Source organism: Bacillus sp. P4_D3 (assembly GCF_056401855.1).
In genome coordinates this window covers 1-25949 of the sequence record NZ_JBFUIN010000029.1, presented here as the reverse complement: position 1 = coordinate 25949, position 25949 = coordinate 1, and the positions used below count along the sequence as shown (strand labels likewise).

The 25949-nt window shown below is 35.3% G+C and carries 23 protein-coding genes; 9 read left to right on the top strand and 14 right to left on the bottom strand.

The genetic code is table 11. The features are described 5' to 3' along the window. The first annotated feature begins 374 nt into the window (after window positions 1-374). A complete protein-coding gene (locus tag AC1DTM_RS07235; protein WP_002114055.1) occupies window positions 375-1769 on the top strand; it encodes an amino acid permease in 1395 nt (464 codons plus the stop codon). A 35-nt stretch (window positions 1770-1804) separates the two neighbouring features. Here the strand turns inward: AC1DTM_RS07235 and AC1DTM_RS07230 are convergent, their stop codons facing one another. From AC1DTM_RS07230 to AC1DTM_RS07220, 3 genes are all read right to left on the bottom strand, one after another. After that, window positions 1805-3508, bottom strand: a complete 1704-nt coding sequence (locus AC1DTM_RS07230) for a putative bifunctional diguanylate cyclase/phosphodiesterase (protein ID WP_002114053.1) — start codon at window positions 3506-3508, stop codon at window positions 1805-1807. 653 nt (window positions 3509-4161) lie between these two features. Then, window positions 4162-4488: a hypothetical protein gene (locus AC1DTM_RS07225; RefSeq protein ID WP_016103520.1), complete on the bottom strand. Its 327-nt coding sequence runs from the start codon at window positions 4486-4488 to the stop codon at window positions 4162-4164. 31 nt (window positions 4489-4519) lie between these two features. Continuing rightward, a complete protein-coding gene (locus tag AC1DTM_RS07220) occupies window positions 4520-4738 on the bottom strand; it encodes a hypothetical protein (protein ID WP_016103519.1) in 219 nt (72 codons plus the stop codon). Between the two features lie 183 nt (window positions 4739-4921). On the opposite strand from AC1DTM_RS07220, the gene AC1DTM_RS07215 reads away from it, so the two are divergent. From AC1DTM_RS07215 to AC1DTM_RS07205, 3 genes are all read left to right on the top strand, one after another. Next, the gene (locus AC1DTM_RS07215) at window positions 4922-6451 is read left to right on the top strand and encodes a cardiolipin synthase (RefSeq protein WP_016103518.1); all 1530 of its coding nucleotides are present in this window, start codon (window positions 4922-4924) and stop codon (window positions 6449-6451) included. A 127-nt stretch (window positions 6452-6578) separates the two neighbouring features. Further along, complete coding sequence (locus tag AC1DTM_RS07210; RefSeq protein WP_016103517.1) at window positions 6579-7472, top strand: ATP-binding protein; 894 nt, start codon at window positions 6579-6581, stop codon at window positions 7470-7472. A 3-nt stretch (window positions 7473-7475) separates the two neighbouring features. After that, window positions 7476-9359 (top strand): vWA domain-containing protein, encoded by a 1884-nt coding sequence (locus AC1DTM_RS07205; RefSeq protein ID WP_016103516.1) that lies wholly within the window; start codon window positions 7476-7478, stop codon window positions 9357-9359. 38 nt (window positions 9360-9397) lie between these two features. Here AC1DTM_RS07205 and AC1DTM_RS07200 read toward each other — a convergent pair whose 3' ends face one another. From AC1DTM_RS07200 to AC1DTM_RS07190, 3 genes are read right to left on the bottom strand one after another with little or no spacing between them, the layout of a single operon-like run. Further along, window positions 9398-9820 carry an NUDIX hydrolase gene (locus AC1DTM_RS07200; protein ID WP_016103515.1) on the bottom strand — a complete coding sequence of 141 codons (423 nt, stop codon included), beginning with the start codon at window positions 9818-9820 and terminating at the stop codon, window positions 9398-9400. A 60-nt stretch (window positions 9821-9880) separates the two neighbouring features. Then, window positions 9881-10846: an L-threonine 3-dehydrogenase gene (locus tag AC1DTM_RS07195; RefSeq protein ID WP_016103514.1), complete on the bottom strand. Its 966-nt coding sequence runs from the start codon at window positions 10844-10846 to the stop codon at window positions 9881-9883. A gap of 44 nt (window positions 10847-10890) precedes the next feature. Further along, window positions 10891-12081 carry a glycine C-acetyltransferase gene (locus tag AC1DTM_RS07190; protein ID WP_000095918.1) on the bottom strand — a complete coding sequence of 397 codons (1191 nt, stop codon included), beginning with the start codon at window positions 12079-12081 and terminating at the stop codon, window positions 10891-10893. A gap of 213 nt (window positions 12082-12294) precedes the next feature. On the opposite strand from AC1DTM_RS07190, the gene AC1DTM_RS07185 reads away from it, so the two are divergent. Further along, complete coding sequence (locus AC1DTM_RS07185) at window positions 12295-13050, top strand: class I SAM-dependent methyltransferase (protein WP_088098694.1); 756 nt, start codon at window positions 12295-12297, stop codon at window positions 13048-13050. A 32-nt stretch (window positions 13051-13082) separates the two neighbouring features. Here the strand turns inward: AC1DTM_RS07185 and AC1DTM_RS07180 are convergent, their stop codons facing one another. Genes AC1DTM_RS07180 through AC1DTM_RS07170 form a run of 3 tightly spaced genes read right to left on the bottom strand, consistent with a single transcriptional unit; the run spans window position 13083 to window position 15976 of the window. Then, the gene (locus AC1DTM_RS07180) at window positions 13083-13904 is read right to left on the bottom strand and encodes an ABC transporter ATP-binding protein (protein ID WP_002114020.1); all 822 of its coding nucleotides are present in this window, start codon (window positions 13902-13904) and stop codon (window positions 13083-13085) included. A gap of 12 nt (window positions 13905-13916) precedes the next feature. Continuing rightward, entirely contained in the window at window positions 13917-14975 is a 1059-nt protein-coding gene (locus AC1DTM_RS07175) for a FecCD family ABC transporter permease (RefSeq protein ID WP_002114017.1), read from the bottom strand. Next, window positions 14972-15976: a FecCD family ABC transporter permease gene (locus tag AC1DTM_RS07170; protein ID WP_477000122.1), complete on the bottom strand. Its 1005-nt coding sequence runs from the start codon at window positions 15974-15976 to the stop codon at window positions 14972-14974. Before AC1DTM_RS07170 ends, AC1DTM_RS07175 begins: the two co-directional genes overlap by 4 nt. A 172-nt stretch (window positions 15977-16148) precedes the next feature. Here AC1DTM_RS07170 and AC1DTM_RS07165 point away from each other — a divergent pair, with 172 nt between their 5' ends. Continuing rightward, window positions 16149-17117 carry an ABC transporter substrate-binding protein gene (locus tag AC1DTM_RS07165; protein WP_016103511.1) on the top strand — a complete coding sequence of 323 codons (969 nt, stop codon included), beginning with the start codon at window positions 16149-16151 and terminating at the stop codon, window positions 17115-17117. A 379-nt stretch (window positions 17118-17496) separates the two neighbouring features. Next, on the top strand, window positions 17497-18882 hold the full coding sequence (locus AC1DTM_RS07160) for a peptide MFS transporter (protein ID WP_016103510.1): 1386 nt from the start codon (window positions 17497-17499) through the stop codon (window positions 18880-18882). 40 nt (window positions 18883-18922) lie between these two features. Here the strand turns inward: AC1DTM_RS07160 and AC1DTM_RS07155 are convergent, their stop codons facing one another. Next, window positions 18923-19102, bottom strand: a complete 180-nt coding sequence (locus tag AC1DTM_RS07155) for an acid-soluble spore protein H (RefSeq protein ID WP_002010492.1) — start codon at window positions 19100-19102, stop codon at window positions 18923-18925. Window positions 19103-19313: 211 nt separating this feature from the next. Beyond that, window positions 19314-19601 carry an ArsR/SmtB family transcription factor gene (locus AC1DTM_RS07150; protein ID WP_001075217.1) on the bottom strand — a complete coding sequence of 96 codons (288 nt, stop codon included), beginning with the start codon at window positions 19599-19601 and terminating at the stop codon, window positions 19314-19316. Window positions 19602-19989: 388 nt separating this feature from the next. Between AC1DTM_RS07150 and AC1DTM_RS07145 the strand changes: the two genes are divergently transcribed. Both AC1DTM_RS07145 and AC1DTM_RS07140 read left to right on the top strand, forming a co-directional pair. Continuing rightward, the gene (locus tag AC1DTM_RS07145) at window positions 19990-20529 is read left to right on the top strand and encodes a redoxin domain-containing protein (protein WP_307839164.1); all 540 of its coding nucleotides are present in this window, start codon (window positions 19990-19992) and stop codon (window positions 20527-20529) included. Between the two features lie 204 nt (window positions 20530-20733). Further along, entirely contained in the window at window positions 20734-22353 is a 1620-nt protein-coding gene (locus AC1DTM_RS07140; protein ID WP_016103509.1) for a lactate permease LctP family transporter, read from the top strand. 38 nt (window positions 22354-22391) lie between these two features. On the opposite strand, the gene aspA is transcribed toward AC1DTM_RS07140, so the two are convergent. The 3 genes from aspA to gloA2 all read right to left on the bottom strand — a co-directional run bounded on the left by aspA (window position 22392) and on the right by gloA2 (window position 25802). Next, entirely contained in the window at window positions 22392-23825 is a 1434-nt protein-coding gene (gene aspA / locus AC1DTM_RS07135; protein WP_016103508.1) for an aspartate ammonia-lyase, read from the bottom strand. Window positions 23826-24006: 181 nt separating this feature from the next. Continuing rightward, the gene (locus AC1DTM_RS07130; protein WP_088098693.1) at window positions 24007-25305 is read right to left on the bottom strand and encodes a hemolysin family protein; all 1299 of its coding nucleotides are present in this window, start codon (window positions 25303-25305) and stop codon (window positions 24007-24009) included. A 110-nt stretch (window positions 25306-25415) separates the two neighbouring features. Then, entirely contained in the window at window positions 25416-25802 is a 387-nt protein-coding gene (gene gloA2 / locus AC1DTM_RS07125; RefSeq protein WP_088098695.1) for an SMU1112c/YaeR family gloxylase I-like metalloprotein, read from the bottom strand. Window positions 25803-25949: the final 147 nt, after the last annotated feature.

Here is a 25949-nt window from a genome sequence, read left to right as displayed (position 1 = left end):
TATTTTCCAGTACAAGAAAACTATAGGTAAATATTTAGTCTCTAAAACGTATTTTTATAAATTTTTTTATATTTCTCTTTTCATTCAAAAAAACATGTAGTATACTAACTTCAAAATCAGAGGAGAAAGGGAGCAAAAAACTATGCTTACTTATACAACTGTAGTTACATTTGCACAAAAACATCATCATCATACTTAACCCTTGAAACCTAGCGGAAAAATTACGCGTAGGTACAAGGGTTATTCCCATTGTACCTACGCTTTGGCAAAGAGCCATGTAGGTATTTTTTATCTACATGGCTCTTTTTTTATTGCAAAAAATGCTAGTAAAAAATGATGTTTAAGCAAAACTTACTACAAAGGAGTTAACAAAAATGGAAACGAAAAAATGGGGATTATGGATTTTAACAGCTTTTGTTATCGGGAATATGGTTGGCGGTGGCGTATTTATGCTCCCAGCAAATTTAGCACACGTATCAGGTCCAATGGGATCTACACTTGCATGGAGTATTACAGGACTTGGTGTATTTATGATTGCACTCGTATTTGGAAATTTAGCAATTCGTAAACCAGAATTAAAAGCAGGACCACAAAGTTACGCCCAAGCAATGTTTACCTCCCAAAAGGCAGGTAAAGTTGCAGGATATAGTATGGCTTGGGGGTACTGGGCTGCTAACTGGGCTGCTACAGCATCTGTAATTATTTCCTTTGCAGGATATTTATCAACATTCTTCCCAGTTTTACAAAGTAAGCAAATTCTCTTTTCAACAAACGGATTTTCATTAGAACTTGGAAAAGCTTTAACCTTCATAGTATGTAGTATGATGCTATGGGGAATTCAATATATTCTTTCTCAAAATATTGATAGAGCAGGAAATATGAACCTTCTTGCAACAATCGCAAAAATCATCGGATTTACAATGTTTATTGTAATCACATTATTCATTTTCAATGCCTCTAATTTCGGGGACGGTCAAACATTTATGAATGAAGCTGGACAACCTATTTCGTTGGGTGGACAAATAAATTCAGCTGCTATTGCAACACTTTGGGCGTTTATCGGCATTGAGTCAGCAGTTATGCTCTCTAACCGCGCAAAATCTCAGCACGATGTTAAGAAAGCTACGATTTTCGGATTAATCATCGCTCTTCTTATTTACATGGCAATTACTCTACTAACAATGGGTGCTCTTCCACAAGACGTTTTAAAAGAGTCTCAAAAGCCATTAGTAGATGCATTAAATTTAGCAATTGGTACTAAGGGTGCTTATATAATGGCCTTACTTGCACTCGTATCTTTATTCGGCTCTACTGTAGGATGGATCGTTGTTAGCTCAGAAGTACCTTACCAAGCAGCAAAAAATGGGGTTTTCCCTAAGTTTTTCGGAAAAACAAATAAAAAAGGAAGTCCTTCAAAATCATTATTTATTACAAATGTGATGACACAAATTTTCTTATTTTCAACGATTTCTGGTACTGTTTCCGAAGCATATAATTTCGCTATTGTTGTAGCGACATTAGCATATTTAATCCCGTACCTTGTTTCTACCTTGTACCAGTTAAAATTAGTTATTACGGGAGAAACGTATGATATAATGCCTGGATCTCGAATAAAAGATGGGATCATTACTGCACTAGCATTTTTATATTCCATTTGGGTTATTAAAACAGGAACTGCTGATTTAAAAACGTTCTTCTTAGGAATTGGGTTGTTTGTACTAGGCCTTATTCTTTATCCAATTTTAATGAAAGATTCACAAAAAAAATAATAAAAAAGAGAAGCTTTCCGCTTCTCTTTTTTTTATTAAAAGTCAGTTAATAACTTTTCTTTTAGTTCACCTACATCTAACGGTCTCGCATAATAAAAACCTTGTACAAAGTCGCAACCCATTGATTTTAATAAACTTTCTTGTTCTACCGTTTCTACCCCTTCAGCAACCACTAATAAATTTAAACTATGGGCAATTTCAATAACTGATTTTACAATCGTTCGCTCTGGCTGTGCGTGATCATAATGAAACTCACGAATAAAATTACGATCAATTTTCACAATATCAAGTGGTAGTTTTTTTAAATAATATAATGAGGAATATCCTGTTCCGAAATCGTCTAAAGCGATTAAAATCCCCATACTTCTTAATTCTTGTAATGTAGCAATAATATAATCAAAATGACGTACAGCTATACTTTCTGTTATTTCTAATATTAAACGATTTGGTGGAAATCCTGTTCGCTTCAATATACTACGAACAGATAAAATAAAGCGCTTTTGCATCAATTGTTGTATTGATAAATTAACAGATAACTTCAGTCCCTCTTGATACTCTGGCAAAGTTTTAAACAATCGACATGACTTTTCTAGTACCCAGTCTCCTAGTTTTATAATAAGTCCACACTCTTCAGCTACAGGTATAAATTCACTTGGTGAAATAGGACCTTCTTCTGTCTTACAGCGTACTAAAGCCTCAATACCAGTACATTTCTTTGTTTTCAAATCAATAATGGGCTGTAATGCCACTTTTAATTCTTCGTCACGAATTGCTTTTTGCAAAGCAAACTCTATTTTCATTCTACGATTTATTTTCGCACGTAATTCATCTGTAAAGAAGCACGCCCCATTTCTTCCTTGCTCTTTCGCACTATACATGGCTAAATCTGAATTTTTCAATAATGTTTCAACGTCTTTTCCATCTTGCGGATAGGAACAAAGTCCTAGACTGGCTGAAATATATACTTCATGACCTTCCAGCATAAATGGTGCTTGAAAGCATGACAACACAGATGTCGCTAACTGCCTCATCTCATCTTGTGTATGTTTTTTTGTTAATAGTACAAATTCATCTCCACCAAGCCTAGCCAGAACATCTTTATCTCCTAGTACGTAATGCAATCGGGAAGCGACTTCACTTAAAAGTAAATCTCCTATCATATGACCTAACGTATCATTCACTAATTTAAAGCGATCTAAATCAAAGTAAATCATGCCAAACTCTATTTTCTCTGCGATCATCTTATTTACAGTCGTAATTAACTGTAAACGGTTTGGTAAACTTGTTAACGCATCATGATAAGCAAGTTCCCTATAACGACTTTCGCTTAATCGTAATCTTTGCTCTGCTTCTTTCCTACTACTTATATCATTTCGAATTGCAATAAATTGATAGGGTTCTCCCTTTTCATTTAAAAATGGAACAATTGTTGTTTTAACCCAATAATACGTACCATCTTTTGCTTGATTTCGAATTTCCCCCGTCCAGACTTTTCCACTCAAAATACGCTTCCATAGGATTTGAAAAAATGCTTTCGGATGATATCCGGAATTTAAAATACGGTGATCTTTTCCTATTAACTCTTCTCTTTTATATTTTGAGATTTTACAAAATTTATCATTCACATATGTAATAAGACCATTTCGGTCTGTAATAGCAACAATTGAAGACTCATCTAATGCTAATTTTAAATCTTGCAATGAAGAGTCATATAATGCATGACCTCTTTGTTCTAGCATGCGCACCTCTCCTTGCTTCCTATCTGACTAAAACACAATTCGTTTCTCTTCATAGAAATAGAGATATTTCATTTTCTAACAATATGCCTTTACATAAAGTGAAACTTTAATCAGTGGGGGTTTTGTCCATCCCCCCACTGATTATTAGCCTTCACCAATCGGGCTTTTACGGGCAGTTATCTCCCAACTAACTTCCTCGCATTCACCGAATTTTGAGGTGGGAGTCTTACTGCCCGTTAATGCGGGATAAATCACAAATTTTTTCTAAATAGGCCGATTAAAATAACATAATATTATTTATAAAAAAAAGCAATATAGTGCCGTTTTAATTATAGTAGAGACTTTTCACTTCTCTGATTATCTGATCTTATTATACCGTATTCTCTTACATTTTTTTAATTTATAAAGCGACAATTTAATCAATACTAGCCTCTGCTCCCTACTAATGTGGCCTCACACCTAATCTCTTTGCTTTCATGAAATATTAAGGTGTAAATCCAACTGCCAACAAACTAACGGAATAGAGATTAAAATTGGCAGTTAATATTTTGAATTACAATAACAAAATATTAACATATTTTCACCTTTATTTTGGAAGTATTTTATAAATATATACATTATTAAACAAAAAAGAGGGTAGCCTCTTTTTTTGTTTAATAATATGGATTCGATATTTGCTGGTAACCTGGATATGGTGTTGGATATGGCGTTGGGTAAGTTACTGGATACGGCGCTGGGTAATATCCCCCACCACTAGCTGCACCTGTTAACGCTCCAGCTGTAAGTCCTCCTAATACTCCACCAGCAAAACTTCCTGGAAAGAATCCTCCGCCCCACGAGCCGCCACCCCAGCTGCCGCCCCAGCCGCCGCCGTGATGGTGGTGATGATGATCATAATGATTGTGTCCACCATGGTGATGATGTCCTCCCCCACCATGATGATTACGATAATATCCTCCGTGATTTAGTATATAGTTCATTTCTCTTCCTCTCCTTTTCAATTTCCCTACTTTAATATGTGTTGTATGAATAGTAAGGATACTGTTCATAATCCGTATAGTATAGAGTATCTGAATAATATGGATAACCATATCCGCTATAACCAAACGCAGGACTAAGTAAAGCCCCTGCTACAAATCCAGGAAAGAATCCTCCGCCAAAAAATGGAGAATGTCCAAAACTCCCATGAAATCCGCCATGTCCGAAGCCTCCAACTGGACGACCATACATTTTATTCATCCCCTTTTCTATATAAAAATGTAATAATATACTGTATGTAGGACAAATGCGGAAAGCATGGGGAAAATGTCTATATTTTGTAAAAAAAACAAAACACTTTATAATAAGAATGTCAGATTACACCTTTTATATAAGAAGTCTATATTTAAGAAAGATTAGAGGAATTTTATAGAAATGAAGAAGCCTATCGTTCAATTATTATTAATATTTACAATCGTATCTATCGTTCTTTTCCTATTAAATACATCGGTTATTTCGTTATATACGTTTGTTGGTGCTCTATGGTCCATCACAATCGTAGGAATTTCATTCGTTATTTTTATCGAAAACAGGTCTCCTCAAAGTACCTTAGCGTGGTTTTTAGTATTAGCACTTCTTCCTGTTGTAGGTGTGCTTTTATACTCCCTCTTCGGTCGTAGCCGTTGGAGAAGAAAAAAACATCTTCATCGTTCAGAAGAACAAAGAAAATTATTCCGTGAAATATTAGAAGGAAGACGACTAGAACTTTCTCTTACAGTTCCATTACATGAGCGTTCTATCCATTTAACAGAAGTAGTACAAAAATTCGGAGGCGGTCCTGCCGCAGATAGAACGACTACAAAACTTTTAACAAACGGAGATCAAACATTTTCAGAAATTCTGCACGCTATTGAGCATGCAAAACACCATATACATATTCAATACTATATTTATAAAGCCGATGAGATTGGTACAAAAGTTCGGGATGCTTTAATAAAGAAGGCAAAATCCGGGGTTATTGTACGCTTCCTTTATGATGGACTCGGAAGTAACACGTTAAGAAGACGATTTTTACAGCCTATGAAAGAAGCTGGAGTTGAAATTGTGGAATTTGATCCTATTTTTTCAGCTTGGTTACTTGAAACAGTCAATTATCGTAACCATCGTAAAATTGTTATTGTAGATGGAGAAATTGGATTTACTGGAGGACTCAACGTCGGTGACGAATATCTCGGCCGTTCAAAGAAATTTCCCGTTTGGCGTGATAGTCATTTAAAAATAGAAGGAAAAGCATTATATAAATTACAAGCAATCTTTCTAGAAGATTGGCTCTATGCCTCTAGTGGTTTAAGTAACTATTCTTGGGATCAATTTATGAATGTACAATACTTCCCTGGTAAAGAAATTTCGAATGCAGAAGGTGCTGTTCAAATTGTAGCAAGTGGACCAAGCTCAGATGATAAAAGTATTCGTAATACGTTACTAGCTGTTATGGGCTCTGCCAAAAAATCTATTTGGATCGCTACGCCATACTTTATTCCCGATCAAGAAACTTTAACATTATTACGCTTAAGTGCAATATCCGGCATAGATGTACGCATTTTATATCCAGGTAAAAGTGATAGTATTATTAGTGATCAAGCATCTCAATCCTATTTCACTCCACTTTTAAAAGCCGGTGCTTCCATTTACAGTTATAAAGATGGTTTTATGCATGCGAAAATTGTACTCGTTGATGATAAGATTGCAACAATTGGAACAGCAAATATGGATGTACGTAGCTTTGAGTTAAATTATGAAATTATTAGTGTACTTTATGAATCAGAAACCGTTCATGATATTAAACATGATTTTGAAGAAGACTTTAAGCATTCCACTGAAATTAAATGGAACTCGTTCCAAAAAAGAAGTATCAAAAAACGAATATTAGAGTCTTTCATGCGACTCATTTCTCCTTTGCTATAAGCAATCAATATAATATTGATTGCTTTTTCTTTTACATTTCCCCTCTCTCCTTTTCTTTGCATACCATATTAAAACAAGTTATCATAAGATGTATTACTTTATGAAAATAATGTTAGGTGGGAAATACATGTTAGAACAATTTCATATACACGCTGATTTAAAACAAAAGCTCTCAGCCCTTCACGAAAAAAACAAACAAGAAGCTGGCGAAAATGCACATTTAATTGGAAAGAAAATATATAAAGCATCTGATAACAGCATTATTGAAGATGCCATTACAGCACTTTTACTTGGTAAAAACATTCTATTAAAAGGACCAACTGGTAGTGGTAAAACAGTACTAGCGGAAACTCTTTCTTCTTTATTCCAAAAACCAATGCATAGCATTAACTGTTCTGTCGACTTAGATGTAGAAGGTATTTTAGGATACAACACATTACAAACAAAAGAGGGTGCATCTGAAGTTACATTCGTTAATGGTCCTCTTATGAAGGCAATGAAGAACGGTCATTTCTTATATATTGATGAAATCAATATGGCAAAACCTGAAACATTACCACTTCTTCATGGTGCGTTAGATTACCGTAAAATGATTACAAACCCATTTACACAAGAAGTTGTATACGGTGATGACGAATATCGCGTAATCGCTGCGATTAACGAAGGTTATGTTGGGACAAGTGAACTAAACGAAGCGTTAAAAAACCGTTTCGTTATTATTGAAGTTCCTTACATTCAAGGTGATACATTAAAAGAACTATTACTATCTGAATCAAAATTAAATGATGTTGCAACAATTGAAAAGTTCGTTGCATTCGCAAGCGATCTTATGCCTTTAGCTCGTGATGGACGCGTAAGTGAAGAAGCAGCTAGTATTCGTGGCATTATCGATGCATGTGATTTAGGTGTATATATTCCTGTTATGCGTGCAATTGAACGTAGTATTATCGCAAAATTAAACGATGAAACAGAACAAATGACTGTCCGTGAATTAGCAGAAAGTTATTTCTTTGAGGGATAATTCATGAGACAAATTTTTAGTGACAAAAAAATTGATGCGTCGCTGTTTCTACAAATGGAAAACTTAATGTATGCTCTTCTAAAAGAAGACGATGCCTATCTTGAGTATGGCTATAAAGCATACTACGACGAAATTGAAAAAAAGGTTGTCATTAGTCACTTTTGGGATGATCGAAAAGAAGAGGATACAGTAATCGGATTAAAAAGCGAAGTGTTCTTAAAGGCACTTGGTAATAAACATTACTCGGACATGACTTTAATTCGTTCTTATGCGATTGAATTACAAGAATCGCCTCTAAAAAAGTTTTTAACACAATTATTTGTTCTATTAGAAGATTTACGTGTTGAGGAAATCGTCAAAAATTTACGTCCTGGCACAAAACACATTTTTAAACGCCGAAAAGAAATGTATCGTAATTACTTTGGCTCACAAAATGAAATAAATCGTGTTCGTAACTATCACGGTGACCGTCTATTTTGTCTATGCTATCTTTCATTAACGAGTGATAAATATGAAATGTTTAATAATGAATATTTCGAGCAAATTGAATCAATTTTGCATGAAACATTCCAAGCTCGTAATACGGAAGATATTATGTATATCGTTGAGAAAATTCGCTATCGCTTAGAAGGACTTCTTGAAAGTGATATGGTTAATAATTATTTCGGACATGCCCCGCTTTATTTATCTGTTATTGCAGATGAGAAAGACAGTCGCGCTGAAAAATTAGCAAATGATGATACGCAGCTCCTAGATGACGATGATAACAAAAACAAAATGGATGAAAGCTTCTCGACATGGCACCGTGAAAATAAAAACAATGAAAACGAGAACTTTTTACGCTTTGAATTAGAAAGCGGAACAAAAACAAATATGATGGGTGATACTGCTCGTGAATCAGAAGATGGTGACCAAGCACTTGGTTCTGTACAAGGTACTTCCCAAAAAAGTACACAATCTAACTTTGATGGTGCTGATACAGAGGAAGCAAGAGCGTCTCATGCTTCTAGCCAAAACGACGGTGCATACGGCAAGTATAATGTGGGAGCTTCTCATACATTTAAAGAAGCTCGCAAATCAAATCCTGATGAGAAAAAAGATTACCAAGCTATCAAATCAGTCGTTAATAAAGATGTAAAAGAATTAAAGAAAATCATCGAAAAAACAATTGAAAACAAAACGAATGCAAATAGTGATAAATATTACGGAAGACTTCGTAAGAAATTCCTTCGTATTTATACAGAAAAGCAGCCGCGGATGTTTTATAAAAAAGGACAAGAATCTCAAGAATTAGACGTTGCATTCCAACTATTAGTGGACTGCTCTGGTTCTATGTATAACAAAATGGAAGAAACGAAGAAGAGTGTGGTCCTATTCCATGAAGCTTTAAAATCTTTAAAAATCCCGCACGCTATTAGCGGATTTTGGGAAGATGCTTCTAGTGCTAAACCTGAAGATAAACCGAATGTTATTCATGAAGTTGTTACGTATAAAAACTCAACGTTACCAAATGTCGGTCCAGAAATTATGCAACTTCGCGAAGAAGAAGATAACCGCGACGGGTATATTATTCGCATCGTTTCTGAAAAGCTTGCGAAAAGACCAGAAAAGCATAAATTCTTACTTGTCTTTACAGACGGTGAGCCTTCTGCATTAGACTATCAACAAGACGGTATTTTAGATACACATGAAGCTGTCAAACTCGCTCGTAAAAGTGGTATGGAAGTAATCGGTATCTTCATCGAAGAAGGCGAAGCGAAAGAAGCGACTTATCAACTAATGAAAAACATTTATAACCATCACTTCTTAGTTGCAAATCATGCTGAAGATTTACGCCTGAAGATTAAACCATTGTTGAAGAAACTATTACTGAAGACGATTGAATAGAAAAACAGGAGCCTTGTCGCTCCTGTTTTTTCTTTCAATCACTTTGTTTCTGGTTGAAACTTGTATGGAATGGATACTTTTAACAATGATTCGAATCCTCCGTCATAGAATGGGAATCGCTCATTTGCAATTTTCCTATCTACCCACTCGATTGCGGAAATTTCTCCTTCATCTTCTGCACTAAGTTCACCTGTTACAACATTTGCTTGGAATGTAAACAATAGCGCATGATTGCCTTGCTTCTCAAAAAACTTCTCATTTATTGCGACAAGTCCACCTGTTACGGTAGTTAAGCCTGTCTCCTCTTTTACTTCCCTTACTAAAGCTTCCTCTAACGTTTCACCTTTTTCAACAGCCCCGCCCGGCAGTGACCAAACGTTTTGTTCTACATTATGTACCATTAATATTTTATCTTTTTCGCTATCGTGTATTAGTGCATATACAACATCAACTCTTTGCATGTTGCTTTTCTCCCTTCCTAAAATAATTAAGAGCCAATTCCTAAGAATCGGCTCTTCCTATTAATTCATCACTAACTCAGCTGCAAGCTTTTTTTTTAACTTCGCAAGCATGTCAGTTGTCATTTTGTCTAAATCGTAGTCTGCTTTAAAGCCCCACTCTTTCATTGCTGCAGTTGCGTCAATAGAGTTTGGCCAGCTATCAGCGATCGTTTGACGAGCTGGGTCTACTGCGTAATCCATTGTAAAGTTCGGGATGTGTTTACGGATTGATGCTGCGATTTGCTCTGGTTCAAAGCTCATTGCTGTAATGTTGAACGCATTTCTATGCACTAGCTTACTTGGATCAGCTTCCATTAATGAAATGATCGCTTGTAAAGCATCAGGCATATACATCATGTCCATGTATGTTCCTTCTGCAATGTATGAGGTGTATGCACCTTTTTTAATCGCCTCATAATAAATTTCAACTGCATAATCAGTTGTTCCGCCTCCTGGAGGAGCTACGTAAGAAATTAAGCCTGGGAAACGTACGCCGCGCGTATCAACACCGAACTTTTGATGATAATAATCACATAGTAATTCTCCTGCTACTTTGTTTACCCCATACATTGTAGTAGGACGTTGAATTGTATCTTGTGGTGTATTATCTTTTGGCGTTGATGGACCAAATGCACCGATAGAACTTGGCGTGAAAAACTTACAGTTTAATTCACGTGCTGCTTCTAATGCATTTACAAGTCCGCCCATATTTAAATTCCAAGCAAATAACGGATTTTTTTCTGCAGTTGCTGAAAGTAAAGCCGCTAAATGAATAATTGTATCTACTTCATTACGCTTTGCAATATCATGTAATTTTTGTCCATCTGTTACATCTAACGTTTCAAATGGACCAGACGTTACCACTTCACTATCTATTTCACGAATATCTGTTGCAATAACATTTGATGCGCCGTATACATCACGAAGTTTCATTACTAGTTCAGAACCAATTTGCCCTAAAGAACCGGTTACTAGAATTTTTTTCATTTTTCCCACTCCTCATTTGCAAGCTATTCACAAGATGTCGTTAATTAAATGATACCCATTTCTTTCCCTACTTTTTCATACTTACGAATTGCTTCATCTAACATTTCTTTCGTATGAGCTGCTGTAGGCATATTTCGAACGCGTCCCATTCCTTTTGCTACGGTTGGGAATACGATAGATTTTGCATATACGCCTTCTTCATTTAGACGTTTACTAAATTCTTGTGTTAATACTTCATCACCAATAATACAAGGTGTAATTGGTGTCTCACTTTCTCCAATGTTAAAGCCAAGTTCTTTTAACCCTTGTTTCAAATAGCGACCATTTTCCCATAAACGATCGTGTAACTCTGTGCTTTCCATTAAAATTTCAATTGATCTCATACAAGCAGCTGCATCAGCTGGTGTTAAAGCTGTTGAGAATAAGAATGGACGTGAACGCACTTTTAACCAATCGATTAAGTTTTGTTTCCCAGCTACATATCCACCAATTACCCCAATTGCTTTTGATAATGTACCGATTTGGAAATCAACTTTATCAGAAAGGCCGAAATGTTTTACAGTACCTGCACCTTTGCCAAGTACCCCTGAACCGTGTGCATCATCTACATATGTCATTAAATCCAGCTCTTCTGCAATTTCAACAATCTCTGGTAATTTTGCAATATCTCCATCCATTGAGAAAACACCGTCTGTAATAACCATTAATTTATTATAAAGACCTGATTCTTTTGCCTCGATTGCTTTTTTGCGTAAATCTTCCATATCAGAATGCTTATAAACGATGATTTTCGCTCTTGATAGACGACTACCATCAATAATAGATGCATGGTTTAATTCATCTGAAAGAATCGCATCATTTTTATCCATAACAGCTGAAATCGCTGCCATATTACAGTTAAATCCTGATTGATAAGCAATTGCTGCTTCTGTATGTTTAAACTTTGCAATTGTTTCTTCTAATTTGATATGCAAATCTAAAGTACCATTAATTGTACGAACAGCTCCTGCTCCAACACCGTACTTATGAATTGCACCAATTGCTGCTTCTTGTAAGCGATTATCAGTCGCTAATCCAAGATAGTTGTTTGAAGATAAGTTAATATATTCTTTTCCGCCAATTGTAATAATCGGTCCATTTGGACTTTCAAGCGGATCAATTACGTTATAAAGCCCCTTTGATTTTAAATCCTCTAAATTTTCTTCTAAAAAGTTTGCAAGTGTTTTACTAGACATTGTGAAGCCTCCCATCGTTCATGTAAGCGAATTATTGTCTTAATAGTTCTAATAATCCCTCTACTAGCTTAACACGTTTTCAGAATTTATTATAGAAAAATAGTTTAAAGAAACCGCTTACAATTTTAGATTATATACGATTCATTACAAGAAATCTATTATTTACTTTTCATATTTGATAGAATGAAAAAAATATTCAAGGGGGCTTCAAACATGGTATTTACAGAATCTGATGTATATAATAACGAATCGTTTTTAGAACAATATATGAAGCGAAGATATCGAGAAAATAGCCCAAACGAAGTACTTGAAAAACCAGCATTCTTTCAGCTCATTGGTGATGTACAAGGAAAACAAATTCTCGATTTAGGTTGTGGTGACGCTAAATTTGGCGAGGAATTATTAGAAAATGGTTGCCACTCTTACACTGGCATTGAAGGCTCCGAGCTCATGTATGAAAAAGCTAGTAAGCACCTAGAAAATAAAAATGGATCTGTTCATTTTATAAACCTCAAAGACTATACCTATCCTCCTTCTACTTTTGATTTAGTAACATCTAGACTCGCCTTACATTATATTGAACATCTTGATATCATTTTTCAAAATGTGTTTCAAACTTTAAAAACAAACGGGACCTTTACCTTTAGCGTTCAACATCCCGTTATTACCTCTTCGTTTGAAAGCTTACAAACAAGTGGTAAAAGAACTAGCTGGCTCGTCGATGATTATTTCAAAACAGGAAAACGAGTTGAGCCGTGGATTGATCAAGAGGTTATTAAATATCATCGGACAACGGAAGAATATTTTACATTATTACAACAAGCCGGATTTACAATTACAAACTTAAAAGAAGCCACACCAAATCGAAACTGTTTTCAGGGAAAAGAAGAATATGAACGTCGCTTACGTATTCCCCTTTTCCTACTATTACGTATTCCCCTTTTCCTACTATTTTCTTGCGAAAAATAAAAAAAACGATGAATTGCTCATCGTTTTTTTTATTATCTCATCGCCTGAACAGCTTCTTTACGTACACTTCTTCCTCTTCCATGTGGAATACAGAGCGGTGTTCCAAATAACGGATCAGCGCTTATTTGACACTCCATACGGAATACATCACGAACTAACTTTTGATCAACAACTTCTTCTGGTTTACCTTGCGCATATATTTGTTTATCTTGAATAGCTACAATATTGTCTGCATAACGGCATGCCAAGTTCAAATCATGCAATACCATAACAATCGTTCTTTTCTCTGTTTCATTTAATTCGAATAATAAATCTAACACTTCAATTTGGTGAGTCATATCTAAATATGTAGTTGGCTCATCCAGTAAAATAATATCGGTATCTTGTGCAAGGGTCATTGCAATCCAAGCACGTTGACGCTGTCCACCTGAAAGAGCATGAACATCACGCTCAGCAAATTCTGTCATACCCGTTGCCGCAAGCGCTTTTTGTACCATTTCCTCATCTTTTTCGGACCATTGCTTCAGCCATGTTTGATATGGATAACGTCCTTGCTTAACAAGTTGTAATACCGTAAGTCCTTCCGGTGCTTGTGGCCCTTGCGGTAAAATCGCCATTTGACGAGCGATTTGCTTCGTTTGCATACTTTGAATCGCTTGATTATCTAACAAAATGTCACCGGTTGTTGGCTTTAATAATCTAGCTAGTGAACGTAATAAAGTTGATTTCCCACAACCGTTAGAACCGATGAAGATTGTAATTTCCCCTTTTGGAATTTCTAAATTCAGCTCATCAATAATAATTGTTTCACCATACGACAGCGTCAAGCGTTTCGTCTCCAATGCTTTTTGCATATTCATCTCCCTTTATGAATTCCGACTTTTATAAAGTAAATAAATAAAATAAGGTGCACCAATTGCTGATGTAAATACCCCTGCTGGAATTTCAAGTGGTGTGAAAACTGTACGCCCAATTAAATCTGCAGCAAGTACTAAAATTGCACCGATAATCGCCGCAACTGGGAGCAATGCACCGTAGAAAGAGCCAACTAATCTTCGTGAAATATGAGGTGCCATTAAACCGACAAATCCAATTCCTCCTGCGAAAGCGACTGCTCCACCAATTAAAGCTGTACTAAGTAGTAACATGAATACACGTGACTTCGTTAAAGGAACACCGAGTCCTACTGCTATATCATCCCCTAGCTCTTGGGCATTTAAATGTCTAGCCGCTATAAATGATATTACCGTTAAAATGAGAACCCAAGGCGCAAGTACCATAACATTTTGCCATGAAGAACCATAAACAGTACCTGTAATCCATACATTCGCTTGACTCGCTTGATAAATTGGGGCTAACAACATAAATAAAGTCGTTGCCGCTTTCGTTAATGCCCAAAATCCAACACCAATTAAAACAAGACTAATCGGTGATAACCCGTCATTTCTCCATGCAAATAAATATACAAAAAACGCAACAATCGTCGCACCAGCAAAAGCTGCGAGCGGCATATAATGAATGCTTACTGTTAGCGCATTATTTTTATCACTAAATATCGCTAAAAAGAGTACAACTGCAACACTTGCACCACCTGTGATTCCAATGATATCAGGAGAAGCAAGTGGATTTCGAACGAGCCCTTGTAAAATACATCCTGCTACAGCAAGTGCGATTCCTACAAGAATAGCAATTAAAATACGTGGCATACGAAACTTATTTACAACCATATTTGACATCTCATCGCCATTTCCGGTAATCGCTTGCCATACATCATAAGGAGCAATTTTCATATCGCCCATCCCTGCACTGGCAAAAAATAATCCTATTAAAATAGCTAGTAAACTTAATAAGACTAGAATAGCTCGTTTATACATTAAAAACGAGAACCCATCTTTTCCTATACGAAACGGAATATACTTCTTCATTTGCTAAGCCCTCTCTTACGTGCAATATAAATAAAGAATGGGGCTCCGATAAATGCTGTCATAACCCCTACTGGTACTTCTTGTGGCATAATGACATATCTTGCTGCTATATCAGCCAAGATTAGTAGTATTGCACCTAACAAGCCGCTATAGGGTACTCTCCATCTGTGATCAACTCCAACAAGAGATCTAGCAAAATGCGGAGTAACAATTCCAATAAATCCTATTGGGCCAGCAACCGCAACTGAACCACCAGACAACAGTACAATAATAAGTAGTACGAATGATTTCATTAAAATTGTTCGTTGTCCAAGTCCTTTCGCGACGTCTTCTCCCATCATCAATGTATTTACTTTCCCTGCCATCATAAGAGATGCAATCCAACCTACTAATAAATACGGGAATACAGATTGTAAAATTTCTAACTTTCTCCCTTGTACAGATCCAGCAAGCCAAAATAAAACTTCTTCCAGCGCCTTTTCATTTAATACAAGTAACCCTTGTGTTAATGATGAAAACAAAGCACTTATCGCTACACCCGCTAATGTTAACTTGAGCGGGGTTGTCCCTTCTTTTCCTAAAGAACTAGAAGCGAATACTAGTACTGCTGCAACTGTCGTTCCTAAAAAGGCAATCCAAGTGAAAGCTGATAATGATGTAACGGAAAAAATCACAATTGCTACAACTATGAAGAAAGCAGCACCTGAATTTAATCCAATAAAATCTGGAGAAGCAAGTGGGTTCTTTGTTAAAGTTTGCATTAAACAACCCGCTATGGCTAAACTAGCACCAACACTGGCTGCAATTAGTGCCCTTGGTAGACGCAMATTTTGAATAATAATATGTTCATTTGAACCATTAAAATGGAAAAAAGCATCTAACGCTAATTTCCAACTCGTATTTGTATATCCGAAAATAATACTTCCCCAAATACAAATAACGACTGCAATGATCCCAACAAATAATCCAATCCATTTTGCTTGATTTGTTTTTAATAACATGCAGCGTTTCCCCTTCAATGTATAATGATACGTTGTTAGTTTATTTCAACTTAATTCGCATTGTCAATAAAACTGATAATCATTTTCAGTGATATATATTGACAACCGAGCAGCAAAGTTTTAATATCATRCTTGCAATTGAAAAATTTTCTCAACATGTAGGGGGTACATAATGAATTTCATGAAAAAGAAATCGTTTACAGTATTTGTATTTCTACTAGCATTTTCACTGCTTTTAAGTGCTTGTGGAAAGTCAAATAACAAAGAAGAAGCAACAAAAGAAGATAATAAAAAAGAAATGATTACGGTTGAACACGCAATGGGTAAAACAGAAGTTCCTGCTAATCCAAAACGTGTCGTTATTTTAACGAATGAAGGAACTGAAGCTTTACTTGAATTAGGTGTGAAACCAGTTGGTGCTGTAAAGTCTTGGACTGGTGATCCGTGGTATCCACATATTAAGGACAAAATGAAAGATGTAAAAGTTGTTGGCGACGAAGGACAAGTTAACGTTGAAACAATTGCTTCTTTAAAACCAGATTTAATTATCGGTAACAAAATGCGTCACGAAAAAGTATATGAGCAACTAAAAGCAATCGCACCTACTGTGTTCTCTGAAACATTACGCGGTGAATGGAAAGATAACTTCAAATTTTATGCGAAAGCATTAAATAAAGAAAAAGAAGGTCAAAAGGTTTTAGCTGATTACGAATCACGTATGAAAGATTTAAAAGGCAAACTTGGCGATAAAGTAAATCAAGAAATTTCTATGGTACGTTTTATGCCTGGTGATGTTCGTATTTATCATGGTGATACATTCTCTGGTGTTATTTTAAAAGAACTTGGATTTAAACGTCCTGGTGATCAAAATAAAAATGATTTTGCAGAACGTAACGTATCTAAAGAGCGTATTTCTGCAATGGATGGTGATGTATTATTCTACTTCACATTCGATAAAGGCAACGAGAAAAAAGGCTCTGAACTAGAAAAAGAATATATAAACGATCCTCTATTTAAAAACTTAAATGCAGTAAAGAATGGAAAAGCATACAAAGTTGACGACGTTATTTGGAATACAGCTGGTGGTGTAATGGCTGCTAACTTACTACTAGATGATATTGAAAAACGCTTTGTTAAATAATTTTATTCTAACCAGCTCCCTCTTTTATGGAGCTGGTTTTTTCATTTCACTGAAGTGTCACATTATTTCATTTTGTATTTTTATTCCCGATATGTTATATTGTAAAAGTAAATATAGTTTATTTTCTCTATATCAGAATAAATATTCTAATCTAAATTTTCTGATTTGTCACTATTTTACTTTCTTTTAGAATTCAATTATTACATTTGAAAACGCTTATTATCTTGTTTTCAGGGAAAAATACGATAACGGTTGAAGAAAAATAGATTTTTTCAGAAATTTTCTTGCTATTTCCATATAATTCTATTGACTTCTAAATATTTTGTGAATTAAAATAATTACATAAATATCCGTTATACAAGATTAGGGGGAAACAAAAATGGATGCAGCTTTAAAATTAGAAAAAGCTGGAGAACAACAATCACCAAAAAAACATCCACCAGGATTATATTTGTTGTTCTTAACAGAAATGTGGGAAAGATTTAGTTATTATGGAATGCGTGGCCTTTTAGTTCTTTATTTAACAACTGCTGCTGTTAGTGGCGGGTTAGGATTTGATAAGGCAGTTGCAGTGCAATTATATGGTACTTTTACAGCGGCAGTATATTTCATGCCAATTATAGGCGGATGGCTAACTGATCATTATATTACAAGACGTCATGCCATTACTCTCGGCGGAATTATTATGGCGATTGGTAACTTTGTACTATTCTCCATGAATACAAAAACAGGACTATTACTTGGATTAGTACTATTAGTTATTGGTAATGGATTCTTTAAACCAAATATTTCTACACTGTTAGGTGAATTGTATGACGAAAATGATTCACGTCGTGACAGTGCATTTACTATCTTCTATATGGGTATTAACGTAGGTGCTTTCTTCGCTCCACTTATTTGTGGATTTTTAGCAGAAGATTTCTTTAAAACAAGCGTTGATGGCGTTATGGTTATGGGATATAAATACGGATTCTTAGCAGCTTGTATCGGTATGATTATTGGCCAAATTGTTTTCAACTTATTAGCTCCTCGCTACCTTGGTACAGCAGGAACAACAGTTGTTGGTAAAAAAACAAAAAATCAATCTGCAACTGAAAAGAAACCTTTAACAAAACAAGAAAAAAATCGCACTTGGGCAATTGTAATTTTAACTTGTTTCGTTGTATTCTTCTGGGCAGGATTTGAACAAGCTGGTAGTTCTTTAACACTTTATACAGATAAATTCGTAGATCGTACAATTTTCGGATGGGAAGTTCCAACATCTTGGTTCCAATCAGTTAACCCAGCATTCATCGTACTACTTGCACCATTCGTATCTATGCTATGGTTAAAACTTTCTAAATCAAAGCGTGGCGATTTAAAAGTACCAACAAAAATGGCATTTGGTATGATTTTACTAGGTATAGGTTACCTTGTTTTAACATTAGCGGTTCTAAAAACTGGAAGTAATGAAGCTGATATAACTGTTAAAGCAAACTTATTATTCATCGTTATCACTTATATGTTCCATACAATTGGCGAACTATTCTTATCACCAATCGGTCTATCAATGGTAAGTGCAATTGCACCTGTTAAATTAGCATCATTACTAATGGGTGTATGGTTAGCTGGTTCAGGTATGGCTAACTGGTTAGCTGGTAAGCTTGCTTCCTTTACACAATCATTAGGCTATCTTGAAGTATTTGCAAGTATCGGTATTATCGTTATCGTCCTAGGATTTGTACTTCTTCTCTGCTCTAAAAAAGTTGCAAGTATGATGGAATAACACAAAAAAGACGCTTCTACAATTAGAAGCGTCTTTTCTATTACATCTCTTCTAAAGCCGTCACATCCACGTGAACGCTCTCTCCTGGATTGGATACGTCATACACTTGAGCACTCCCCTTCTGCTCATCACAGCTCTCAATCCATACGGGGACTCCCTCATATGTAACATCAATTCTACTTGAAGAAGATAATATCTGTTTCACACGTTTTACATCCATTATATTATTCCTCCTTTGGCTTACAACACTCCTTTCTATCTTTTCATATCCCTTCAGAATATATTCCGTCAATTTAGCACTTCAACCGATAGTTTGTTTGTTTCTTTCTCACGCGCTAATATATACGCTCTCAAATCTTCCTATTATTACATCCTTTCCAAATAAAAAAAGACGTATGTTTCACACGTCTTTTTTCCATAATATTCAAAAATTAAGAAAATAATGTTTTTACTACTTCACTTACTTTATCGTTATGAATTTGATAGTACACTTCTAACCCGCGTCTCTCAAAGCGTACTACTTTATTTTGTTTTAATTTCGTTAAATGCTGCGAAACAGTTGATTGCGGAATTTCTAATACCTCTTGTAATTGTGTTACATTACATGTTCCACGCTGCATTAGTTCCATTACTAAACGTAGACGCAATGGATGAGCTAATGCTCTTAACATCTGTACGTCTTCTTCTGAAATACGACAGTCAAATTGGTTTTGGTTCATAAAATTCCCCTCATTTTCGTTTTTTATTTTCTTTATTATTTATTTATATATCTGTTCTTATATTTCCTGTTACGACATAACTTTATCAACCTATAATGCTGAAAAATTTTTCCTCCTTTTATCAGCACACAGTTCAGGAAAAAATCCCTGCTGATTTTGAATATTATACTATATGATATAAAGAAAAAGCAAAACAAAGGGATAGTAATACTTTGCTTACAAATGTTGATTTATCAGCCTTTTTGTTATATTTTCACCTTACTGAAATGTACAGTAATGATATTGTAAAATATCGTCTATAATTGATAACCTATCGTAAAGTAATTTGACCATATTTAACCACTTTGTTACGATAAAAAGGAAATTTAAGTAAGGAGGATGATGTAATATTAAAAAATGGTTTATTATTGCGTTAATTAGCATTGCGGTTAGCTGGACTATTATCGATCACTTCCTATTAGACAACAAAGAAGATATAGCTTCAAAATCAAACACCCCAGTTGGAACTGAAGTTGGCAATGTTGCCCTCAATTTCCTTCTGGAAACAACCACTGGTCAAGAAGTTCGCCTTACAGACTATAAAGGAAAAAAAGTAATATTGAATTTTTGGGCAAGCTGGTGTGGTCCATGCAAAATAGAAATGCCTGATATGGAAAAGTTTTATCATGATACTAAAGATATGGGGATTGAAATTGTCGCTGTAAATGCGACAGCTACTGAAAAAGACCCGAACAATGTAAAACAATTTCTTGAAGAAAACAAATATACCTTCCCCGTCCTATTAGATCAGAAAGGACAGGCAAGTGCCGCATATCAAATCATCAGCATTCCAACATCTTTTGTCATCGATACAAACGGTGTCATTCAATATAAGCATGTAGGACCAATGACATATGAAAAAATGAAAGAATATGTAAATAATTTATAAAAGCGTATTCAAATCAATTTGATTACGCTTTTTGTCTACTTTATGAACAAAATGTTACTTTTAACACTATTATGGAATAATTATACTTTTTCACGTTGACAATAGTGTTGAAGGAGAATATACTAAGCATGTAAGTTGATTGTGAATAGTTTCACAAATAATGTGAATTTCTTCACATATAAATAGATAGGAGTTGTCATCATTATGAGTACTTGGACACAAATTTATGACCCGTTAAACAACATTTGGTTATCTGCACTAATCGCAGCACTTCCAATCTTCTGTTTCATCATTTGTTTAATGGGACTCAAAATGAAAAGTTACATCGCTGGGCTTTATAGTGTGATCGTCGCTATTATTCTTGCTATATTTGTTTATAAAATGCCCGCAACTGTAGCTCTAGCATCTGCCGGATTCGGTGTTTTATCTGGATTTTATCCAATTTGTACTATCGTTATCGCAGCCATTTTCCTTTACAAATTAACTGTTAAAACAGAGCAATTCAACATAATTCGCGATAGTATTTCAAGCATTACAAATGATCAACGTTTACAAGTATTATTAATCGCTTATTCTTTCGGTGCTTTCTTAGAAGGTGCAGCTGGTCTAGGGGTTCCAGTTGCTATTACAGCTGCATTACTTGTAGGTATGGGCTTTAATCCATTAAAAGCAGCCGGTATTTGTTTAGTAGCTAACATCGCTGGTGGTGCTATGGGTGCTATGGGTATCCCAGTTACAGTACCTGCACAATTAACTCAATTAGACGCATTAACTATAGGTCGTCAAACTGTTCATATTTTACCATTCATTAGCATTATTTTACCTTTCTTACTTGTTTCAATGGTCGATGGAATTAAAGGTATTAAAGAAACTTGGCAAGGTATTCTTGTAAGTGGTGTCTCTTTCGCCATTACTCAGTTCCTTGTAACTTACTTCTTAGGTGCAGAACTTACTAATATTTTCGCAGCCGTTGTAAGTATGGTCTCTCTTGCATTATTCTTACGTGTTTGGCAGCCAAAATCTTCTGCTAAAGAAGAAAAACAAGAAGAAAAAGAATCTCATACATTCAATCAAATTTTATATGCTTGGTCTCCATTCGTATTCTTAACTGCATTCGTAACAATCTTTAATTTAAAACCGATTAAAGCTTTATTTGCTCCGGATGGTCCATTGGCAAACTTAGTATTTAACATTCAGTTCCCTGGTCTTCATAATGCGGTTATGAAAACTGCACCAATTACAAAAGCTGATACACCTTTCGCAGCGATTTTCAAATTCGATGTATTCTCTTCTACAACTACTGCGATCGTACTAGCAATTATCGTTTCACTTATCGTTTACCGCGTAAAAGGTAAAATGGTTAAAGAACTAATGATTGAAACAATGAAAGAACTAAAAGCTCCAGTATATACAATTTGTAGCGTTATCGCTTTAGCTTACGTAGAGAACTACTCTGGTATGTCATCTACACTTGGACTTGCATTCTCTTCTACTGGTAATGCATTCCCAGTTCTTTCTCCAATCTTAGGATGGATTGGCGTATTCATTACAGGATCAGTAGTATCAAGTGGTTCATTATTCGCACCACTTCAAGCAGTAACTGCAGATCAATTAAACATCGTTCCTTCTACACTCGTTGCATTAAACGTAGTAGGTGGTACAATGGCAAAAATGGTTTCACCACAATCTGTAGCAGTTGCTTGTGCAGCAGTTGGACTAGTTGGTCAAGAATCTGCCTTATTTAAAACAGCAATGAAATACAGTTTAATCTTCTTAGCTGTTATTAGCTTACTTCAATTAAACGCTGTATTTAATATCTTCTAAAAAAAAGCACCGATCCAAATGGATCGGTGCTTTTTACATTACATTTTTTTATTCTTTAATAAAGAAGCACCAGCAATTTCAGGATGCGTCATTTCGTATGGATCCAAAATAATATCAAGCTCTTCTGCTGTAAGTACACCATGTTCTAAACATAGCTCCCTAACAGATTTTCCTGTCGCAATTGCTTCACGTGCAATGCGAGAAGCTGCTTCATAACCAATATGAGGGTTCACTGCTGTAATAACTCCAACACTTTTTTCAACATATTGCTTAAGCAACTCTTCATTCGCTGTAATTCCTTTAATACAATATTCACGGAATACACGGAATCCATTGTTCATAATACTGATGGATTGAATTAAATTAAATACTAATACCGGCTCCATTACATTTAACTCTAATTGTCCAGCTTCTGACGCTAAGCAAATGGTATGGTCATTTCCAATTACTTGGAAAGCAACTTGGTTAATTACTTCTGCCATAACTGGATTTACTTTACCCGGCATAATAGATGAACCTGGTTGACGAGCTGGTAATTGGATTTCCGCCAATCCAACACGTGGACCAGACGCCATAATACGAAGGTCATTTGCAATTTTAGACATATTCATCATACATACTTTTAGTGCTGCAGATACTTCTGTATACGCATCTGTGTTTTGCGTCGCATCAACTAAGTGCTCTGCACCAACAAGAGGGAAACCACTAAAAGTTCGTAAATGCTTCACAACTTGTTCTATATAAGTAGGGTTTGCATTTAATCCCGTACCGACAGCTGTCGCACCCATATTAACTTCGTATAAATGTTGACGAGACTGTTTAATTCTTTTTATATCACGCTCTAGCACTCTGCTATATGCTTCGAATTCTTGCCCAAGGCGAATTGGAACTGCATCTTGCAAATGTGTACGCCCCATTTTAATAACGTGATCAAACTCTTTTGCTTTATCATGAAAAGCAGAGTGAAGTTCTTCCATTGTAACAAGAAGTTCTTCTAGCATCATAAGAGTTGCAATATGAATCCCAGTTGGGAACGCATCGTTTGTTGATTGGGCCATGTTCACATGAGTGTTTGGACTAATTTTCGCATATTCACCTTTTTCGTATCCCATACGTTCTAACGCTCTATTAGCAATTACTTCATTAGTATTCATATTAATTGAAGTACCTGCTCCGCCCTGAATTGGGTCTACAATAAATTGATCATGGAACTTTCCATCCATAATCTCTTGTGCCGCTTCTGCAATTTCTTGCCCGATATCTTTAGCTAAGTAACCTGTATCTATATTCGCAAGCGCTGCCGCTTTCTTTACAATTGCCATTGCCGTAATGAGTGACGGATGAATGCGGTATCCTGTAATAGGAAAGTTTTCTACGGCACGTAATGTTTGTACACCATAATAAGCTACACTCGGTACTTCTTTTTCACCTAAAAAATCTTTTTCTATACGTATATCCTTCGTTGCTATCATTTTTCATCACCTATACTTTTCATTCTAAATCCTTATCTAAAGAATTCGCCCTATAAAATACGAGTATCATTAAAAGAATTCTTCAGTATCCACCTTCACTATATAGCAGCCTTTTTGAAAGCGCAAACATTTATTTTTCTATATATAATTTTTATTAAAGTTTATATAATAGAAAATCCATTCATTCTTCTACTTTCTTTATTTCAACTCGCTTAATTTGATGCATATCCTTTTCAAGAACTTTAAAAGAAAAGCCGTGTTTCTCAATAATATCCCCCTCAGCAACGATTTGCTTTTGTACCATAATCCAACCACCAATTGTATCAACATCATCAGCGACCAAATGTATGCCAAATAAATCATTTACTTCGCTAATAAGCACTTTCCCCTCTACAATTTTACACACTTCACTTATATGTTCTATAGGTGGATGCTCATCTTCATCGTATTCATCTCGGATTTCTCCAACAATTTCTTCTAAAATATCTTCCAATGTAACAATCCCTGCTGTGCCACCATATTCATCATATAATACAGCTAATGGAATGCGCCTTCTTTGCATTTGCAATAATAAATCATGGATTGCGATATTTTCTAACACTTCAATAACTGGACGTGTATATGGTGTAATCGAACACTCTTCATCTCGATTACCATCCATATAACGAATAAATAAGTCCTTTACATTAACCATCCCAATAATTTCATCTTTATCTTCACCAAATACTGGATATCTCGTATATTTTTCTTGTGCGATTACTTTAATATGTGTCTCAAAAGGCTCATCTTCATATAAACCAACAACTTCAGTACGAGGTACCATGATTTCCTTTGCTACCCTGTTATCAAATTCAAAGATGTTATTTACATATTTAAATTCAGTTTGATTAATCTCGCCACTTTCATAACTCTCAGACAAGATTAATCTTAGTTCCTCCTCAGAATGCGCAACTTCATGTTCAGAAGCCGGATGTAAACCAAATAAGCCTGTCACAAATCGCGCAGAGCCATTTAAAGCCCAAATAAATGGATACATAACTCGGTAAAAATAAATAATGGGCTTTGATAATAATAAGCTAACTTGCTCTGCTTTTTGGATTGCAAAAGTCTTTGGAGCGAGTTCACCAATTACAACATGTAAAAACGTAATAACTGCAAATGCAATAATAAATGAAACTGTACTTGCAATTGCAGGAGATAAATCCAATATTAAAAACAGCGGTTCAAGTAAATGTTTAATCGTCGGTTCTCCTAACCACCCGAGCCCTAAAGCAGTAATCGTAATTCCTAACTGACATGCCGATAAATACTCATCTAAATTTGAAGTTACTTTTTTAGCTGCCAATGCGCCTCGTCTTTTTTCACTAACAAGTTGATCGATACGACTGCTACGCACCTTTATAATTGCAAACTCTACAGCTACAAAGAAACCTGTTAGCGCAATAAGAACAGCTACCATCAATAATTTTAAAATATCCACATATGTCCTTTAGCTTTTCTTAGCTAAAGTTACACCTCCTTTAAATAAAGAAGTTTCACTTTAGTTTCTTCATTTACTTGAAAGCAACCCTATATAAAATTCACCAATTTTCAGCCCTCATACAATTCTAATGGCAAACCGTCAGGATCTTGGAAAAAGACGAATTTTTTTCCCGTTATCTCATCAACACGTATCAATTCCGTCTCAACATCGCATCGGTTTAAATGTTTAACAGCTTCTTCTATATCAGTAACCGCAAAAGCTAAATGCCTAAGTCCAGCAGCCTCTGGAAAGCTTGCGCGATCAGGCGGACTTGGAAATGAAAATAATTCAATTTGATACTCTCCTCCTACACATAAATCTAACTTATACGAATTTCGTTCCTTTCTATATACTTCATTCTTCACTTTGAAACCTAATATTCGTGTATAAAAATCCTTTGACACTTCATAATTTGAACAAATAATTGCAACGTGATGTATTCTACATATATTCATGATTCCTCTATTCCTCTCTTTACCAAACATGCATATTCTCACTTTAAATGAAAAACATATATCAGAATATCTCTTTTAGGGGGCTTATTATGAAATTTATCACTTTTTTCGTTGGACTTATCGTTGTTTTTTTCCTCGCCTACATTG

Coding starts and splice junctions, on each gene's coding strand:
- AC1DTM_RS07235 (WP_002114055.1), top strand. CDS start 375: ATGGAAACGAAAAAATGGGGATTATGGATTTTAACAGCTTTTGTTATC.
- AC1DTM_RS07230 (WP_002114053.1), bottom strand. CDS start 3,508: ATGCTAGAACAAAGAGGTCATGCATTATATGACTCTTCATTGCAAGAT.
- AC1DTM_RS07225 (WP_016103520.1), bottom strand. CDS start 4,488: ATGAACTATATACTAAATCACGGAGGATATTATCGTAATCATCATGGT.
- AC1DTM_RS07220 (WP_016103519.1), bottom strand. CDS start 4,738: ATGTATGGTCGTCCAGTTGGAGGCTTCGGACATGGCGGATTTCATGGG.
- AC1DTM_RS07215 (WP_016103518.1), top strand. CDS start 4,922: ATGAAGAAGCCTATCGTTCAATTATTATTAATATTTACAATCGTATCT.
- AC1DTM_RS07210 (WP_016103517.1), top strand. CDS start 6,579: ATGTTAGAACAATTTCATATACACGCTGATTTAAAACAAAAGCTCTCA.
- AC1DTM_RS07205 (WP_016103516.1), top strand. CDS start 7,476: ATGAGACAAATTTTTAGTGACAAAAAAATTGATGCGTCGCTGTTTCTA.
- AC1DTM_RS07200 (WP_016103515.1), bottom strand. CDS start 9,820: ATGCAAAGAGTTGATGTTGTATATGCACTAATACACGATAGCGAAAAA.
- AC1DTM_RS07195 (WP_016103514.1), bottom strand. CDS start 10,846: ATGAAAAAAATTCTAGTAACCGGTTCTTTAGGGCAAATTGGTTCTGAA.
- AC1DTM_RS07190 (WP_000095918.1), bottom strand. CDS start 12,081: ATGTCTAGTAAAACACTTGCAAACTTTTTAGAAGAAAATTTAGAGGAT.
- AC1DTM_RS07185 (WP_088098694.1), top strand. CDS start 12,295: ATGGTATTTACAGAATCTGATGTATATAATAACGAATCGTTTTTAGAA.
- AC1DTM_RS07180 (WP_002114020.1), bottom strand. CDS start 13,904: ATGCAAAAAGCATTGGAGACGAAACGCTTGACGCTGTCGTATGGTGAA.
- AC1DTM_RS07175 (WP_002114017.1), bottom strand. CDS start 14,975: ATGAAGAAGTATATTCCGTTTCGTATAGGAAAAGATGGGTTCTCGTTT.
- AC1DTM_RS07165 (WP_016103511.1), top strand. CDS start 16,149: ATGAATTTCATGAAAAAGAAATCGTTTACAGTATTTGTATTTCTACTA.
- AC1DTM_RS07160 (WP_016103510.1), top strand. CDS start 17,497: ATGGATGCAGCTTTAAAATTAGAAAAAGCTGGAGAACAACAATCACCA.
- AC1DTM_RS07155 (WP_002010492.1), bottom strand. CDS start 19,102: ATGGATGTAAAACGTGTGAAACAGATATTATCTTCTTCAAGTAGAATT.
- AC1DTM_RS07150 (WP_001075217.1), bottom strand. CDS start 19,601: ATGAACCAAAACCAATTTGACTGTCGTATTTCAGAAGAAGACGTACAG.
- AC1DTM_RS07140 (WP_016103509.1), top strand. CDS start 20,734: ATGAGTACTTGGACACAAATTTATGACCCGTTAAACAACATTTGGTTA.
- aspA (WP_016103508.1), bottom strand. CDS start 23,825: ATGATAGCAACGAAGGATATACGTATAGAAAAAGATTTTTTAGGTGAA.
- gloA2 (WP_088098695.1), bottom strand. CDS start 25,802: ATGAATATATGTAGAATACATCACGTTGCAATTATTTGTTCAAATTAT.